The sequence below is a fragment of the Reella acinonychis genome, assembly GCF_052384575.1.
In the GTDB taxonomy this organism is placed as follows: domain Bacteria; phylum Pseudomonadota; class Gammaproteobacteria; order Enterobacterales; family Pasteurellaceae; genus JBQSUQ01.
This window is the reverse complement of the sequence record NZ_JBQSUQ010000016.1, coordinates 38,498-55,682: the sequence shown is the minus strand read 5'-3', so window position 1 is coordinate 55,682 and position 17,185 is coordinate 38,498. Positions and strand designations below refer to the sequence as shown.

Here is a 17,185-nt window from a genome sequence, read left to right as displayed (position 1 = left end):
TTTATGCGACTTTTTATTGCCGAAAAACCCAGTCTCGCTCGCGCTATTGCCGACGTATTGCCCAAACCTCACCAACGAGGTGACGGTTTTATCCGTTGTGGCGAAAATGATTATGTCACCTGGTGTGTTGGTCACCTCTTAGAGCAAGCAGAGCCTGATGCCTATAATCCTAATTTTAAGCAATGGCGACTAGAACATTTGCCTATTGTTCCAGAGAAATGGCAATTAATTCCGCGTAAAGAAGTGACAAAACAACTCAATATTGTGGAAAAACTGATTCATCAAGCCGAAGTATTAGTGAATGCAGGAGACCCTGATAGAGAAGGTCAACTGCTTGTTGATGAAGTTTTCAGTCACGCCAATTTATCAGCAGATAAACGTGATCAAATCCAACGCTGCCTAATTAGCGATCTCAATCCAAGTGCGGTAGAAAAAGCAATCAAAAAATTACAACCGAATCGTAACTTCATTCCGCTTGCCACATCGGCATTAGCGCGCGCAAGAGCAGATTGGTTGTATGGTATAAATATGACTCGCGCTTATACCATTCGTGGACGACAAGCTGGCTACAATGGCGTATTGTCTGTTGGCAGAGTACAAACTCCTGTATTGGGACTTATCGTACGGCGCGATCTTGAAATAGAGAATTTCCAACCAAAAGATTTCTTTGAGGTTGTTGCCAATATCTCTGCCGATGAAAAAAGTGCGGTTATTTTCACCGCACTTTGGCAGCCAAGCAAAGCCTGTGAAGACTATCAAGATGAAGATGGACGTGTACTTTCTCAAGCCCTAGCTGAAAACGTGGTCAAACGCATTTCTCAACAACCTGCAGAAGTCACCGATTACGAAGATAAGAGAGAAAAAGAAACCGCCCCCTTACCCTATTCTTTATCTGCATTACAAATTGACGCTGCCAAACGCTTTGGTATGTCAGCGCAAGATGTACTAGATACTTGCCAAAATTTGTATGAAAAACATAAATTAATTACTTATCCACGTTCCGATTGCCGTTATTTACCGACCGAACATTATGCTGATCGCTTTGCGGTTATGAAAGCAATTTCTGTGCACAGTTCAAACTACCAAACAATGCCGCAAGTGGTTAATCCAGAACAAAAAAACCGTTGTTGGAATGATAAAAAAGTCGAAGCACACCACGCAATTATCCCAACCGCACTTACTCGCTCTGCACAATTAAGCTTAGCGGAACGCAATATTTACGAATTAATTGCTCGACAATATTTATTGCAATTCTGCCCTGATGCTGAATATCGTAAAAGCAAAATCACACTCAAAATTGCAGGCGGCACTTTCATTGCTCAAGCTAGAAATTTACAGATTGCAGGTTGGAAAACATTATGGGGGAAAGAAGATGAGGATCAACAATTAGATCCAGCTTTACCTGTAGTAAAAAAAGGACAAATGCTCTTTTGTCAGCAAGGCGAAATTGTCAGTAAAAAAACGCAACCGCCCAAACCTTTTACAGACGCCACTTTATTGTCCGCAATGACAGGCATTGCTCGTTTTGTGCAAGATAAAGAATTAAAAAAAATCCTTCGAGAAACCGACGGACTTGGCACAGAAGCAACGCGTGCAGGCATTATTGAATTACTGTTTAAACGTGGATTTCTATACAAAAAAGGACGGAATATCCATAGTACAGAAGCAGGAAGAATTCTAATTCAAGCCTTGCCTGACATTGCAACCTTACCTGATATGACTGCTCATTGGGAAGCGCAACTTAATGGAATAAGCAAAAAAGAAATGAGTTATCAACAGTTTATGTATCAACTCACCCAAATGTTGCCTGATTTGGTTCGCTTCGTCAATTTTTCAGCTTTACGACAACTAAGCCAAATCGCTAACCAAAACAACACTAACAAAAATAAAAAACCAATAAAAACAACAGGTAAAAAATCCAAAAGTGCGGTGAATTCCGCTTAGATTTTCAGCAAGTACGCAAAAATCACTTGATTCACCAATGAATATTCGGTAATATCGCCACGTTTTATTGATTACAAATCCTAGCAGAGAAGAATTTAGAATGTATAACGCATTATTATTTGTTTATTTAATTGTATCTATCATCATGATTGGATTAATTTTAATCCAACAAGGAAAAGGCGCTGATGCAGGTGCTTCTTTTGGCGGTGGTGCTTCAGGTACAGTTTTCGGTTCTGCAGGTTCAGGTAATTTCTTATCTCGTTTAACTGGCATTCTTGCTATTGTATTTTTTGTTACAAGTATTGCTATTGGTAACTTAAATTCACATCGTGGCAATGTAACCCAAGGTAAATTCGACGATTTATCACAAGCAGCAGAAAAAATGCAACAACAAAAAGAAGTTGCACCAGTATTAGAAAATAAAAACGCAGATATCCCACAATAAAAAGAATTAAACGCTCTGATGGTGGAATTGGTAGACACGCTATCTTGAGGGGGTAGTGTCCATAGGACGTGCGAGTTCAAGTCTCGCTCAGAGCACCAACCCTATAAACCTAGCATTCAGCTAGGTTTTTTATTGCTCACAAAAAATATCCCTCAAATGAGGGATATTCAAAAAGTGCTGAAAATTCACCGCGCTTTTACTTTAATACGGTTCTTAATGCTTTTCCTATATCAGCCAAGCTTTCCACGACAATAACTCCAGCATCTTTTAATGCTCTAATTTTATCTTTAGCCGTCCCCTTGCCACCATTTATAATTGCGCCAGCATGCCCCATGCGTTTTCCTACTGGAGCAGAAATACCGGCAATATAACTCACTACTGGTTTGGTAATATAATTTTTAATAAATTCAGCCGCCTCTTCTTCTGCGGATCCGCCGATTTCACCAATCATCACTACTGCTTCCGTTTCGGGATCTTGTTCAAATAGGCGTAGGATATCAATAAAACTTGAGCCTGAAATTGGATCGCCACCGATACCAACACAAGTGGATTGCCCAAATCCTTCTTCAGTGCTTTGTAATACCGCTTCGTAAGTTAATGTGCCTGAACGTGAAACAATGCCTACTCGTCCTTTTTTGTGAATATTCGCAGGCATAATACCGATTTTACATTCATCAGGCGTAATAATGCCTGGGCAGTTTGGTCCAATCATAAACACGCCAGTTTGGTTTAACTTTTGTTTAACCTGTAACATATCTAAAGTTGGAATACCTTCTGTGATACAAACGATGAGCTGAATACCCGCATCAATCGCTTCTAAAATCGCATCTTTACAAAAAGGGGCCGGCACATAAATCATAGTTGCAGTTGCACCTGTTTCTGCAACCGCTTCTTTTACAGTGTTAAATACGGGCAAACCAAGATGAACTCTGCCACCTTTACCTGGAGAAACGCCACCAACTAAATTCGTGCCATACGCTAATGCTTGTTCGCTGTGAAATGTACCTTGTCCACCAGTAAAACCTTGGCAAATCACTTTGGTTTGTTTATTAATTAAAATTGACATACGGCTCCTTATTTCACTGCATTTACGGCTTGTTCTGCTGCATTAGCTAATCCTTTAGCCGCAATAATATTCAAATTAGTTTCTGCTAGAATTTTACGCCCTAACTCTGCATTATTGCCCTCTAAACGAACAACAACAGGGAGAGAAAGCCCTACTTCATTAACAGCGGCTATAATTCCCTCTGCAATTAAATCGCAACGCACAATGCCACCAAAAATATTGACCAAAATGGCTTTAACATTTTTATCCGATGAAATAATTTTAAATGCCGCCGCAACACGCTCTTTTGTAGCACTTCCACCAACATCGAGGAAGTTAGCTGGCGCTCCACCATAATGTTGGATAATATCCATCGTTCCCATTGCAAGACCTGCACCATTCACCATGCAACCAATATTTCCTTCAAGGGATACATAGCTCAAATTCAGGTTTTCTGCTTCTGCTTCACGCGCATCTTCTTGTGTAAAATCTTGCATAGCTTTGAGATCTGCATGGCGAAATAATGCATTGCTATCTACTACAATTTTTGCATCTAAACAATGTAAATCGTCGTTCGATAAAATAACTAGCGGATTAATTTCGACTAAATTGAGGTCTTTTTGCATGAATAAACGCGCAAGATTTGTAAAAATCTGTGTAAATTGCGAAATTTGTTTACCAACTAACCCTAATTTAAAAGCAAGCTCTCTGCCCTGATAATCTTGTGCGCCAACAATAGGATCAATAGCAACTTGATGCAGTAAGTGCGGTGTTTTTTCTGCGACTTCTTCTATGTCCATGCCGCCTTCTGTTGATGCCATAAATACAACACGTTGCGAGCTACGATCCACAATCGCACTTAAATACAGCTCTTTTTTGACATCTGCGCAGCCTTCAATATAAATGCTATTCACAAGCTGACCTTTTTCATCTGTTTGAAAAGTAACAAGATGTTCCCCTAAAAACTGTTCAAAAAAAGACCGCACTTCTTGAGCTGATTTGACAACTTTCACACCACCCGCTTTGCCTCTACCACCAGCATGTACCTGACATTTGGCAACCCATTGCGAGCCACCTAATTTGCCAACGGCTTCTAAAGCTTGCTCAACAGATTGACAAGCATAACCTTCACTTACCGGCAAGCCATATTGGCGAAATAATTGTTTTGCTTGATATTCATGTAAATTCATTCTTGCTTTCCGTTAAAATAAAAATTGATTTGCTAATTAAATATCCAATAACAATCTTGTTGGATCCTCAAGTAATTCTTTAATGGCAACTAACGCGCCGACACTTTCTCGTCCATCAATAATACGGTGATCATAGGATAATGCCAAATACATCATAGGACGAATGACCACTTGTCCATCCAAAGCAATTGGGCGTTCTTTAATGGTATGCATACCCAAAATCGCACTTTGTGGTGGATTAATAATTGGCGTTGACATCAAGGAGCCAAATACACCACCATTGGTGATGGTAAAATTGCCGCCCGTTAATTCTTCTACACTCAATTTACCATTTTGTCCTTTTTCCGCCAATGTTTTAATGGCTTTTTCAATCTCTGCCATACTGAGCTGATCGCAATTGCGTAATACTGGCGTAACCAAGCCACGAGGCGTAGAAACCGCAATGCTAATATCAAAATAATTGTGATAAACAATATCATCACCATCAATACAAGCATTAATTTCAGGGTAGCGTTTCAAAGCTTCCACAACCGCTTTCACATAAAATGACATAAAACCTAATCTAACGCCATGGCGTTTTTCAAATTTTTCACCATATTGTTTGCGTAGCTGCATAATAGGTTGCATATCGACTTCATTGAAGGTGGTGAGCATTGCTGTGTTATTTTTTACTTCCAATAATCGCTCCGCAACACGCTTACGTAATCTGGTCATCGGAACACGTTTTTCTGTACGCAAATCTGCGGCAGAAAAATCTTGCTCAATTTGCACCGCACTTTGCATCGTCTGAGCTTGACTAATGGCCTGGTTAATATCTTCACGCGTAATACGACCACCCACGCCAGAGCCTTGAATATTATCAATATTCAACTCATGTTCTGCAATTAAACGACGCACACCAGGACTGAGATCATTATGATGATCCTGCTCTGATGAATGCGTTAACGCACCATTATAACGTTCAGCAGGTGTTAATTCAGGTGCTTTTATCACATCTTTCGTTTGTGAACCAATCATAGCCACTGTGCTTAATTTCGCTAGCACCTGATTGCTGACAACTGTTGCACCTTCCGCCTGTTGAATACTTTCTAATACACCATCTTCTGAAGCAACAATCTCTAAAACAATTTTATCTGTTTCAATTTCCGCTAAAATTTCATCACGACTCACCTTATCGCCAACGTTTTTATGCCATTTCACAACCGTTGCATCGGCAACACTTTCAGGTAAAACAGGAGTAAGAATATCTAACTGGCTCATATTGTGTTCCTTTTATTTTTATAACGTTAGTGCTTCATCAATTAAGGTTTGTTGTTGTTTTTGGTGCAACGACATATAACCAACAGCAGGCGATGCCGAGGCCGGTCTGCCAACATAGCGTAATTTAGCGTCTTCTGGAATACTTTGTAAGAAACGATGCTGACGACAATACCAAGCGCCTTGGTTGAGCGGCTCTTCTTGGCACCAAACATAGTCTTTCACATGAGAAAACTTCGCTAAAATAGACCGCACTTCGTCTAGTGGATAAGGATAAAGTTGCTCCAAGCGAATGATTGCCACATCCGTTTGCCCATTATTGCGTCGCTGTTCTAATAAATCATAATAAACTTTTCCAGAACAGAGAATAACACGTTTTACTAAGGTTGGATCAAGTGGCTCAATTTCATCAATCACATTTTGGAAATGTCCATGTGTTAGCTCTTGCAATGACGATACGGCTAATGGATGACGCAATAAGGATTTTGGCGAAATCACAATTAACGGTCGGCGCACTTTACGCAACATTTGACGGCGCAATAAATGATAAATTTGAGCGGGCGTTGAAGGCACACACACTTGCATATTCTGCTGTGCACAAAGTTGTAAATAACGCTCTAAACGTGCCGAAGAATGTTCTGGTCCTTGCCCTTCATAGCCATGAGGTAACAATAACACCAAGCCACACATTCTGCCCCATTTTTGTTCTCCCGAACTGATAAACTGATCGATAACCACTTGTGCACCGTTGGCAAAATCACCAAATTGAGCTTCCCAAATGGTTAATGTTCTTGGTGCAGCGGTGGCATAACCATATTCAAATGCCAATACAGCTTCTTCAGAAAGTACCGAATCCCATACTTCAAAACGCCCTTGTCCATTGTGTAAATGTCTGAGCGGAATATATGTCGTGCCATCTTTTAAGCTATGTAAGACAGCATGACGATGGAAGAAGGTTCCACGTCCAGCATCTTCACCTGATAAACGAATGTGATGCCCTTCATCTAATAAAGTGGCATATGCCATGGTTTCCGCCATGCCCCAATCTAATAATTTTTCGCCTTTTGCCATAGCAACGCGATCAGTATAGATTTTTTCAACACGAGCATTTACAGGATGTGTTTCGGGATATGAGGCAATTCTTAAGGCTAAATCTTCAAAACGTTTTGCATCAAAATGGCTATCAAATTCGCTACTCCATTCTTGTGTTAAGAATTTTGACCAATCCATTGTTTCGGTATCCATCTCACGCCATTCAGACACCACACAATCACCACGATCTAAAGCATCACGATAATCATTAACTAATTCAATAGCTTGTTCAACGCTAATCACCCCTTCTTTAATCAGCCGATCCGCATACACTTGTCGAGGTGTTGGGTGCTTTTTAATTTTTTCGTACATAATGGGCTGGGTTGCAGAAGGTTCATCTGCCTCATTATGCCCATGACGACGATATGACACGAGATCAATAAAAATATCGCGTTTAAATAAGGTACGAAATTCCACCGCCATACGAGCAGCATAAGCCACTGCTTCAGGATCATCACCATTTACATGAATGACTGGCGCCTCAATCATTTTAGCGATATCCGTACAATATTCTGTCGAACGCGTATCTTTTGGATTTGAGGTCGTAAAACCAATTTGGTTATTGATGACCACTCGAATAGTACCACCGACTTCATAACCTCGTGCCGCCGACATATTTAAGGTTTCTTGCACAACCCCTTGTCCAATAACAGCACTATCGCCATGTATAGAAATAGGTAATACTTTTGTGTAATCAGCATCCTTAATACGCTTTTGACGTGCACGCACCGATCCTTGCACAACGGGACTTACAATTTCTAAATGGGAAGGGTTAAATGCCAAAGCCAAATGAATTAATCCATCTTCCGTCATAAAATCAGAGGAAAATCCCTGATGATATTTCACATCTCCCGTACCATTGCCATGATGTTTTCCTGCAAATTCATCAAATAATTCCGCAGGACGTTTACCCAAGACATTAACCAACATATTAAGGCGACCACGGTGTGCCATACCCATCACTATTTCAGTAATGCCTTGCTTACGTCCATGACGAATCATTTCTTTCATCAACGGAATAAAGGCATCACTGCCTTCTAATGAAAAGCGTTTTGCTCCGGGGAATTTGGCGCCAAGATAACGTTCTAAGCCATCAGCGGCAGTCAGTTCTTGTAATAATTTGTGTTGTTCTTGAGAGGTAAAGTGCGGTCCATTTCGCCAATTTTCTAAACGTTTTTGCAGCCAAGTACGCGCTTCAAGATCATTGACGTGCATAAATTCTAAACCGATGGTATCGCAATAGGTTTTCTTTAATGCAATCCCCAATTCTCTTAAGGTAATTTTATCTTTACCAAAAACATAGCCACCGATATCAAAAACTTCGTCTAAATCATCATCGGTAAAACCATAAAAACGATAATCCAGGGTAGGCGCTTCCGTTTGAGGACGCAAACATAGGGGATCCAAATTCGCGTGTAAATGCCCTCGATTGCGGTGCCCATTTACCCATTGCAACACTTTGACCAAACGTTTGCTGACATTAGGATCGATAACCTTCACGCCATGGGGTGATTTCTCACGTGCTAAACGACGAAAATAATCTCTAACAGGTGAATGAGCTTGCTCTTGTGATGTAGATTGCGCTAAAAGTGCGGTCTCTTTTTGCCAAGAATCAAAAATACGACACCAACTTTCTTCAACAGAAGTTGGATCTTGTAAATAATCTTCATAAAGCGCTTCAATATAGGATTGATTTCCGCCCGCCAATGCACTCTGCGCTAACCATTGTTGAAGTGACGTATTTTGCATAGTTTGTTACCTGATTACCCTTGAACTTCTTATTATACATAGAATTTCTGTTTTGAAAATTCTCTCTAATTTACACCGCACTTTTATATTCAATCGCGATTAAAAAACTTGATCTATCTCACAATTTTCATGATTTAACAATTTTTTTACATTATTTTTTTAGAAATTATAGCGACAAAAGCAACAAAATAGCGTTATATTTATAAAGGTCCAATTTTGGCGTATAAAAATAATAAACTTAAACACAACATAATAAAGAAGGAAAGCTTATGTCTGATTTAACAGCTAAACTTAGTCTGAGCGATGGTCGTGAATTTGATTTGGAAGTACATAAGGGCACATTAGGCTATGAAGCCATTGATGTTCAAGCTCTCAGTAGAAATCAACTATTCACTTATGATCCTGGTTTGGTTTCTACCGCCATGTGCCAATCTGAAATTACCTATATTGACGGTGAAAAAGGTATTTTATTACACCGTGGTTATCCCATTCATGATCTTGCAATGAATGGCGACTATTTAGAAGTGGCTTATTTGTTACTGTACGGTAATCGTCCAACCGCAGAAGAACGCGAAGAATTTAATGCGAAAGTACGCAATCACACCTTGGTGCATGAACAAATTTCTCGTTTCTTCCATGGTTTCCGTCGAGATTCACACCCAATGGCCGTAATGTGTGGGGTAAGTGGTGCGCTTGCGGCATTCTATCATGATGCGTTAGATATTAACCATGAAGAGCATCGTGATTTAACAGCTATTCGTCTATTAGCGAAAATGCCAACCTTAGCGGCAATGTGTTACAAATATTCGATCGGTCATCCATTTATGTTCCCACAAAATCGTTTATCTTATGCGGGGAACTTCCTTTATATGATGTTCGCTACCCCTTGTGAACCTTATGAAGTCAATCCTGTATTAGAAAAAGCCATTAACCGCATTTTTATCTTACACGCAGATCATGAGCAAAATGCATCAACCTCAACGGTGCGTACTGCAGCCTCTTCAGGTGCAAATCCATTTGCTTGTATTGCTGCAGGTATTGCTTCCTTATGGGGACCTGCTCATGGTGGTGCCAATGAAGCTTGTATTCGTATGTTAGAAGAAATAGGTACTGTCGATCGTATTCCTGAATTTATTGCACGAGCAAAAGATAAGAACGATCCGTTCAGATTAATGGGATTTGGTCACCGCGTATATAAAAACTACGATCCTCGTGCAAAAGTCATGCGTGAAACCTGTCACGAAGTGTTAAAAGAGTTAGGTGTTACTACTCCATTACTTGAAGTAGCAATGGAACTTGAACGTATTGCACTGACCGATCAATATTTTATCGATCGTAATCTTTATCCAAACGTGGACTTCTACTCTGGCATTATTCTGAAAGCCATTGGTATTCCAGTCTCAATGTTTACCGTTATTTTTGCCTTAGCGAGAACAGTAGGCTGGATCGCCCACTGGAAAGAAATGTATAAATTTGGCAACTTAAAAATTGTTCGCCCTCGTCAAATTTATATCGGGGAAGAACAACGACCATTCACAAAGCTTGAAAAATAATTGGAGCAACATGAGAAAAAATAAACCGCACCCAAAAGTGCGGTTTATTTTTCATAAGTTTTTAGCGCCAAGCTTTAAATTGGTTAATTAAACCGTTAGTTGAGCTGTCATGGCTTGAAACTTCTTCATCTCCAGATAATTCAGGAAGGATTCGGTTTGCTAATTGTTTACCTAATTCAACACCCCATTGGTCAAAGCTGTAAATGTTGAATAAAATACCCTGAACGAAGATCTTATGTTCATAAATTGCAATCAATGCACCTAAACTAAATGGGGTAATTTTTTGCAATAAAATGGAATTAGTTGGTTTATTTCCGGTAAAGATCTTAAATGGCACTACATCTTTCACTTCATCTAATGATTTGCCTGCTTTCACAAATTCCGCTTCAACTTCTTCTTTGGTTTTACCAAAAGCTAATGCTTCTGTTTGTGCAAAGAAGTTAGATAACAATTTTTCATGATGATTTGATAATGGATTATGTGTTTGCGCTGGCGCAATAAAATCACAAGGAATTAAAGTTGTACCTTGGTGAATTAATTGATAGAACGCGTGTTGACCATTAGTGCCCGGCTCACCCCAAATAATTGGACCGGTTTGATAGTTATCAATGACATTACCATTACGATCCACATATTTACCATTTGATTCCATATTACCTTGTTGGAAATATGCCGCAAAACGATGTAAATATTGGTCATAAGGTAACAATGCTTCTGTTTCAGCACCTAAGAAATTGCAGTTCCAAATACCAAGTAATGCTAATGTCACCGGAATGTTTTTTTCAAATGGTGTTGAGCGGAAATGCTTATCCATTTCATGCGCACCTTCAAGCAATAATTCAAAGTTTTCAAAACCAATTGAAAGTGCAATAGATAAACCAATGGCAGACCATAAAGAGTAACGACCACCAACCCAATCCCAGAAACCAAACATATTGTCTGTATCAATACCAAATTTAGATACTTCTGCTGCATTGGTTGAAAGCGCGGCAAAATGTTTGGCAACGTGTTTTTCATCTTTTGCAGTTGCTAAGAACCAATCACGCGCTGATTGTGCATTAGTCATGGTTTCTTGCGTAGTAAAGGTTTTTGAAGCAACTAAAACAAGTGTTGTTTCTGGATCCACTTTTTTGAGCACTTCAGCAATATGCGTGCCATCTACGTTAGACACAAAATGCATGGTTAAATGATTTTTATATGGGCGTAGCGCTTCTGTTACCATGTAAGGTCCTAAATCAGAACCACCAATACCAATATTAATCACATCAGTAATCGCTTTGCCTGTATAACCTCTCCACTCTCCCGAAATCACGCGGTTGGTAAAAGATTTCATTTTCGCTAACACTTCATTCACATCAGGCATGACGTCTTTGCCATCAACAAAAACAGGTTTGTTGCTACGGTTACGTAATGCGGTATGTAATACAGCGCGGTTTTCTGTACGGTTAATTTTTTCACCGGTAAACATTGCTTCAATTGCTTGATCCAATGCACATTCTTGAGCTAATTGACGCAATAAAGTTAAGGTTTGTTGGTTAATATTATTTTTTGAATAATCCACCAAAATTTCATTATTGAAGGTTAATGAATATTGGCTAAAACGATTTGGCTCTTGCTCAAATAAAGCTTGAATGGTCGTTTTACCAAACTGCTCACAATGTTGCTCCAATGCTTTCCAAGCGGAAGTTTGAGATGGGTTAATATTTTGCATAATGTTTTCCTTCTTTAAATGAGTACAACTAGCCTATAAATTAATCAAATCATACCAAAAAGTGCGGTGAAAAAGTGAAATATTTTTTAAAATCTCTCACTAATTTGATCTAGTTCATTAATCCACATATTCTGTCAAAACACGCGGCGTGAGTTTTGTCATCAGCTCATAGCTCGACATTCCCGTAATTTGCGCTATTTCTTCTAACGGCAATTCTTTACCCCATAGGATCACTTCATCACCCACTTTATCTTTACAATCTAAGCCGAGGTCAACCGTTACCATATCCATTGAAACCCGTCCAACAATTGGTACTCTACGCCCATTCACAAAAACAGGCGTGCCTGTTGGAATCCCTCTTGGATAACCATCACCATAACCGATTGCTACCACACCAATTTTTGTGTCCTTATCGCTAACCCAAGTGCCGCCATAGCCCACAGGTTCCCCTGCTTTATGTGTTCGTACCGCAATAAGCGATGAAGTTAATGTCATCACTGGTTTAAAACCGTAAATTTCACTTGGTGTGTCTGTTGGCGATACGCCATACATGATAATGCCAGAACGAACCCAATCTAAATGCGAATCAGGCCAGAACAAAATCCCACCGGAAGCTGCAATAGTTCTCTCCCCGACTTTTCCTTCAGTAACCTGTAAGAAACGTTCTAATTGAATTACAGTGTAATCGGATAAAATTTCATCCGCACGACTGAAATGGCTAACAAAGCCAATTTCATTTTGAACATTCGGACATTTCATCAATTCTTGATAAAAATAATCCACTTCGTCCAAGTTCACGCCAAGGCGGTGCATACCTGTATCAATTTTTAACCAAACACGTATCGGATAAGGCAAGTCCGCTTGTTTGAGCGCTTCCAACTGCTCATGGTTATGAACAACGGTTTGAATATTATTGACCGCAATCACAGGCAAATCTGTCACAGAAAAAAAGCCTTCTAATAACAAAATAGGTTTAATAATGCCATGTGAACGCAAACTCAATGCTTCTTCCAAACGCGCCACGCCAAAACAATCCACCATGGACTCGACGGTATTCGCGACAAATTCAACACCATGTCCATAAGCGTTGGCTTTGACAACTGCAATCACTTTACTTTTAGGCGCACGTTGTTTAATTTTTTGAATATTATGTTTTAAAGCTGCTGAACTAATTTTTACTGTTGCTGGTTTCATTTTATTTTACTCATCGTTATTTACGGCAGGTTCAAATAACCTTCGCCGATTTCAATTATTCTTCCACCAATATAAATGTGTTGCTGTTCATCTAGTCGCAATGAAATCCGATTAGGACGCCCCATTTTATCGCCTTGATGAATGATGTAATTTGCGGGGAATTGTTGTTGAGAAAGGAAATAGGCACCCAAATTTGCCGCTGCTGATCCAGTGCCACTATCTTCCAAAATCACGCCTTTTTCAGCATAGAAAAAACGGCTAAAAATTTGACCGCACTTTTTATCTTCATACCAAAGATAAATGCCAATATGTTCATTCTCTTGCTGGCAAATCTCGGCTAATTTATCGGAATCAATGTTAATGTCATCTATCGATGTGCGATGATTAAGTTGTAATAACAATTGTGGTGATCCTGAATTGACCCAATAAGCCGTCGGCATAATCATTTCTTGAGTTAAACCTACCGCTTTAGCTAATTGTTGTTGATTGGCTTGGCTAGGACGAATTTCATAGTCTGAGAGCATCATCTCAACTCGGTCATTTTCGATTTGTATCTGTACAGGTTTCACTTGCGTGTTTAGGATAAAGTGCGGTGATAAATCATGCAGTTTTTGCAATACATAAGCACAACCTAATGTTGGATGACCTGCCAATGGCAATTCATATTCAGGAGTAAAAATTCTTAAATTTGCCACCGCACTTTGCGCAGAAAAAGCAAAAACAGTTTCGCTGAGGTTAAATTGTTTTGCAATTTGCTGCATTTCCTGATCTGTTAATCCATCAGCTTGTGGAAAAACAGCCAATGGATTGCCTGTAAAATGACTTTCAGCAAATACATTCACTAATTTGAACAAATACTTTCGCATATCAATTGCTCTTTTTATTATGCTGAAAATTAATACTCGTCAGATAGTTGATAATCTTTCGCTGCGTTATCAAAACGAGCAAATTGCCCTTGGAAAATCAATGGCACACGTCCAATCGGACCATTACGATGTTTACCAATAATGATTTCCGCTCGGTTGCGATTCTCATCTGTGGTTTCGTTATACACCTCATCTCGATAAATAAACATAATCAGATCCGCATCTTGCTCAATGGATCCCGACTCACGCAAATCGGAGTTCACTGGTCGTTTATTCGGACGATTCTCTAAGGATCGGTTTAACTGAGAAAGCGCAATCACTGGCACTGACAATTCTTTCGCTAGAGCTTTCAATGAACGAGATATTTCGGCAATTTCTAAGTTACGGTTTTCAAATCCAGGCGCTCGCATTAACTGCAAGTAATCCACCATAATTAAGCTTAGACCTTTATGCTCACGATGAATACGGCGAGCTCTTGAACGCAATTCTGTTGGTGTTAATCCCGACGAATCATCAATATACATATTCGGCTTATCACGCATCATGCCCATGACACTACCAATTTTAGCCCAGTCATTGTCGCCCAAGCCCCTTGCTTCACGAATTTTGTTCAATTCAATACGAGTCAAAGAAGCCAATGTACGCATCATAATTTGCTCTGCTGGCATTTCTAAACTGAAGATCAACACTGGTTTCTCCGCTAACATAGCGGCATTTTCACACAAATTCATGGCGAAGGTGGTTTTTCCCATAGAAGGGCGCGCAGCAACAATAATTAAATCCGCAGGTTGCAATCCTGATGTTTTCGCATCCAAATCGGTAAATCCTGTACTCAATCCTGTTACCGATTTATTCTCTGCTTGACTTAACAATTCGATTTTATCTATTGTTCTACTCAAAATTGAGGTAATTTTTTCAGGTCCGTCATTTTTAGAGGTACGACTTTCAGCGATTTTAAACACTTTCTGTTCTGCTTGATCTAAAAGCTGTTTAATATCTTGCCCTTTCGGTTGATAGCCTAATTCCGCAATATGATTTCCCACTTCGATCAATTCACGCAAAATGGCTTTTTCACGCACAATCTCAGCATAAGCATTCACGTTCGCTGCACTTGGCGTATTTTTGGATAATTCAGCTAAATAAGCAAAACCACCAACATCATCTAAAATTGCTTTGCTTTTTAAAGCTTGCTCTAAAGTCAAAATATCAATTGGCGAATTTTGTTGCATCAACAAATCCATTTCTTGGAAGATCAAACGATGCGCTATCGCATAAAAATCAGCGGCAACAACACGTTCAATCACATCTTCCCAATAAGAATTATTTAACATGACAGCACCCAATAACGCTTGCTCCGCTTCTAAAGAATGAGGAGCCATATTGAGTTGTTCAAACTGTTTATCTTTATGAGATGGTTGCTTTGCCATGTTTATACCTTAATGCAATTAAAATTCTGATTATCATATACCAAATCGCCCTTCGATTTAAGCGAATTATAATGAAAAAGCGCGGTGAAAAATCCGACAGTTTTACAGATGATGGAAATAGATTGTATTTAAAATGATTATTCCTATTAAATTTCGTTATAATCCTTTTTATTTACATTAGAGGAATACAATGAAAACAATTTATTTGATTCGCCATGCGGAAAGTCTAGCCAATGCGGGCGGGAAAAGTATGCAGGATTGTGATATTCCATTAAGTGAGCGAGGTCAGCAACAAGCAGTGCAATTAGCACAACGTTTACCTCCTGCCAATTTGGTGTTTACGTCGGCATTTCTACGCACTCAGCAGACCGCACAATATTATTTACAACAGCAACAACTGACAAGCCAAGTTTTACCTATTCTGAATGAATTTTCTTATTTAGCTTTTGAAGAGATTGATGGCTTAAATGCAGAACAACGCAAGCCAATCAGTTTGGCATATTGGGAGAAATCCGATCCCTATTATAAGTGCGGTGAAAAAACAGATAGTTTTGCTGAATTTAGTCAGCGTGTTGATTTATTTTTGCAACAAACCAAGAATTTTCCCGATCAAACTTGTTGTTTTACCCATGGTATTTGGATTGCATTATTAGTGTGGAAATTATTAGGTTTCAATACGAAGACTGCTGAAGATATGCGCGCATTTCGCCAATTTCAGTTGCATTTGCCTATGACAAATACGATGATTTGGGAACTCAAATTAGACGAGCAACAAAATGGCATAATTCACTGCTCCGCTTTGTAATTGGTGCAAAATTCCTTTATACTAAGCGCAATTTTTTAACAATGATTTAATCAACAAATAGGATTTTATTATGGGATTCTTAACGGGTAAACGAATTTTAGTTACTGGCTTAGCTAGCAACCGCTCAATTGCATACGGTATTGCTGCAGCAATGAAACGTGAAGGTGCAGAATTAGCATTCACTTATTTAAATGATAAATTACAACCACGCGTAGAAGAATTTGCCAAAGAATTTGGTTCTAATATTGTTCTTCCATTAGATGTGGCAACAGATGAAAGTATCCAAAATTGTTTCGCAGAATTAAGCAAACATTGGGATAAATTTGATGGTTTCGTACATGCAATTGCCTTTGCACCGGGCGATCAATTAGATGGTGATTATGTGAACGCAGCAACGCGTGAAGGATATCGTATTGCACATGATATTAGTGCATACAGTTTCGTAGCAATGGCACAAGCTGCTCGTCCATATTTAAATCCAAATGCCGCGTTATTAACATTAAGCTATTTAGGTGCTGAGCGTGCAATTCCTAACTATAACGTTATGTGTTTAGCAAAAGCGTCTTTAGAAGCAGCAACTCGTGTTATGGCAGCGGATTTAGGTAAAGAAGGTATTCGTGTAAATGCCATTTCTGCAGGTCCAATTCGCACACTGGCAGCTTCTGGTATTAAAAACTTTAAGAAAATGCTTTCTGCATTTGAGAAAACTGCCGCATTACGTCGCACCGTTACGATTGATGATGTAGGTAATTCAGCAGCATTCTTATGCTCAGACCTTGCATCAGGCGTAACAGGCGAAGTATTGCATGTGGATGCAGGCTTTAGCATTACAGCAATGGGCGAACTCGGCGAAGAATAATTTTTCTTTTTATTAAATAGGGACAGGCTAAGCCTGTCCTTTACTTTT

13 protein-coding genes and 1 tRNA gene are annotated in these 17,185 nt (G+C 39.4%); 6 read left to right on the top strand and 8 right to left on the bottom strand.

The window, feature by feature from the left end; translation table 11 throughout:
* The first annotated feature begins 3 nt into the window (after window positions 1-3).
* From ACT2CV_RS08250 to ACT2CV_RS08240, 3 genes are all read left to right on the top strand, one after another.
* A complete protein-coding gene (locus ACT2CV_RS08250) occupies window positions 4-1,944 on the top strand; it encodes a DNA topoisomerase III (RefSeq protein WP_464972355.1) in 1,941 nt (646 codons plus the stop codon).
* Window positions 1,945-2,044: 100 nt separating this feature from the next.
* On the top strand, window positions 2,045-2,389 hold the full coding sequence (secG, locus tag ACT2CV_RS08245; RefSeq protein ID WP_464972354.1) for a preprotein translocase subunit SecG: 345 nt from the start codon (window positions 2,045-2,047) through the stop codon (window positions 2,387-2,389).
* Between the two features lie 12 nt (window positions 2,390-2,401).
* A tRNA-Leu gene (locus tag ACT2CV_RS08240) sits at window positions 2,402-2,487 on the top strand.
* A gap of 98 nt (window positions 2,488-2,585) precedes the next feature.
* Here ACT2CV_RS08240 and sucD read toward each other — a convergent pair.
* From sucD to sucA, 4 genes are read right to left on the bottom strand one after another with little or no spacing between them, the layout of a single operon-like run.
* Window positions 2,586-3,455 carry a succinate--CoA ligase subunit alpha gene (gene sucD / locus ACT2CV_RS08235; RefSeq protein ID WP_464972353.1) on the bottom strand — a complete coding sequence of 290 codons (870 nt, stop codon included), beginning with the start codon at window positions 3,453-3,455 and terminating at the stop codon, window positions 2,586-2,588.
* A gap of 8 nt (window positions 3,456-3,463) precedes the next feature.
* Window positions 3,464-4,624 carry an ADP-forming succinate--CoA ligase subunit beta gene (gene sucC, locus ACT2CV_RS08230; RefSeq protein WP_464972352.1) on the bottom strand — a complete coding sequence of 387 codons (1,161 nt, stop codon included), beginning with the start codon at window positions 4,622-4,624 and terminating at the stop codon, window positions 3,464-3,466.
* A 36-nt stretch (window positions 4,625-4,660) separates the two neighbouring features.
* The gene (odhB, locus tag ACT2CV_RS08225) at window positions 4,661-5,884 is read right to left on the bottom strand and encodes a 2-oxoglutarate dehydrogenase complex dihydrolipoyllysine-residue succinyltransferase (RefSeq protein ID WP_464972351.1); all 1,224 of its coding nucleotides are present in this window, start codon (window positions 5,882-5,884) and stop codon (window positions 4,661-4,663) included.
* Window positions 5,885-5,902: 18 nt separating this feature from the next.
* Entirely contained in the window at window positions 5,903-8,722 is a 2,820-nt protein-coding gene (sucA, locus tag ACT2CV_RS08220; protein ID WP_464972350.1) for a 2-oxoglutarate dehydrogenase E1 component, read from the bottom strand.
* 269 nt (window positions 8,723-8,991) lie between these two features.
* On the opposite strand from sucA, the gene ACT2CV_RS08215 reads away from it, so the two are divergent.
* Window positions 8,992-10,275 (top strand): citrate synthase, encoded by a 1,284-nt coding sequence (locus ACT2CV_RS08215; RefSeq protein WP_464972349.1) that lies wholly within the window; start codon window positions 8,992-8,994, stop codon window positions 10,273-10,275.
* A 61-nt stretch (window positions 10,276-10,336) separates the two neighbouring features.
* Here ACT2CV_RS08215 and pgi read toward each other — a convergent pair whose 3' ends face one another.
* The 4 genes from pgi to ACT2CV_RS08195 form a co-directional block, all read right to left on the bottom strand.
* Entirely contained in the window at window positions 10,337-11,986 is a 1,650-nt protein-coding gene (gene pgi / locus ACT2CV_RS08210) for a glucose-6-phosphate isomerase (RefSeq protein ID WP_464972348.1), read from the bottom strand.
* Between the two features lie 117 nt (window positions 11,987-12,103).
* The gene (gene alr, locus ACT2CV_RS08205) at window positions 12,104-13,180 is read right to left on the bottom strand and encodes an alanine racemase (protein ID WP_464972347.1); all 1,077 of its coding nucleotides are present in this window, start codon (window positions 13,178-13,180) and stop codon (window positions 12,104-12,106) included.
* Window positions 13,181-13,200: 20 nt separating this feature from the next.
* Window positions 13,201-14,046, bottom strand: a complete 846-nt coding sequence (locus ACT2CV_RS08200; protein ID WP_464972346.1) for a PhzF family phenazine biosynthesis protein — start codon at window positions 14,044-14,046, stop codon at window positions 13,201-13,203.
* A 29-nt stretch (window positions 14,047-14,075) separates the two neighbouring features.
* Window positions 14,076-15,473 carry a replicative DNA helicase gene (locus ACT2CV_RS08195; RefSeq protein ID WP_464972345.1) on the bottom strand — a complete coding sequence of 466 codons (1,398 nt, stop codon included), beginning with the start codon at window positions 15,471-15,473 and terminating at the stop codon, window positions 14,076-14,078.
* 190 nt (window positions 15,474-15,663) lie between these two features.
* On the opposite strand from ACT2CV_RS08195, the gene ACT2CV_RS08190 reads away from it, so the two are divergent.
* On the top strand, window positions 15,664-16,278 hold the full coding sequence (locus tag ACT2CV_RS08190; protein ID WP_464972344.1) for a histidine phosphatase family protein: 615 nt from the start codon (window positions 15,664-15,666) through the stop codon (window positions 16,276-16,278).
* A gap of 70 nt (window positions 16,279-16,348) precedes the next feature.
* Window positions 16,349-17,137, top strand: a complete 789-nt coding sequence (locus tag ACT2CV_RS08185) for an SDR family oxidoreductase (RefSeq protein WP_464972343.1) — start codon at window positions 16,349-16,351, stop codon at window positions 17,135-17,137.
* The last annotated feature ends 48 nt before the right edge of the window (window positions 17,138-17,185 follow it).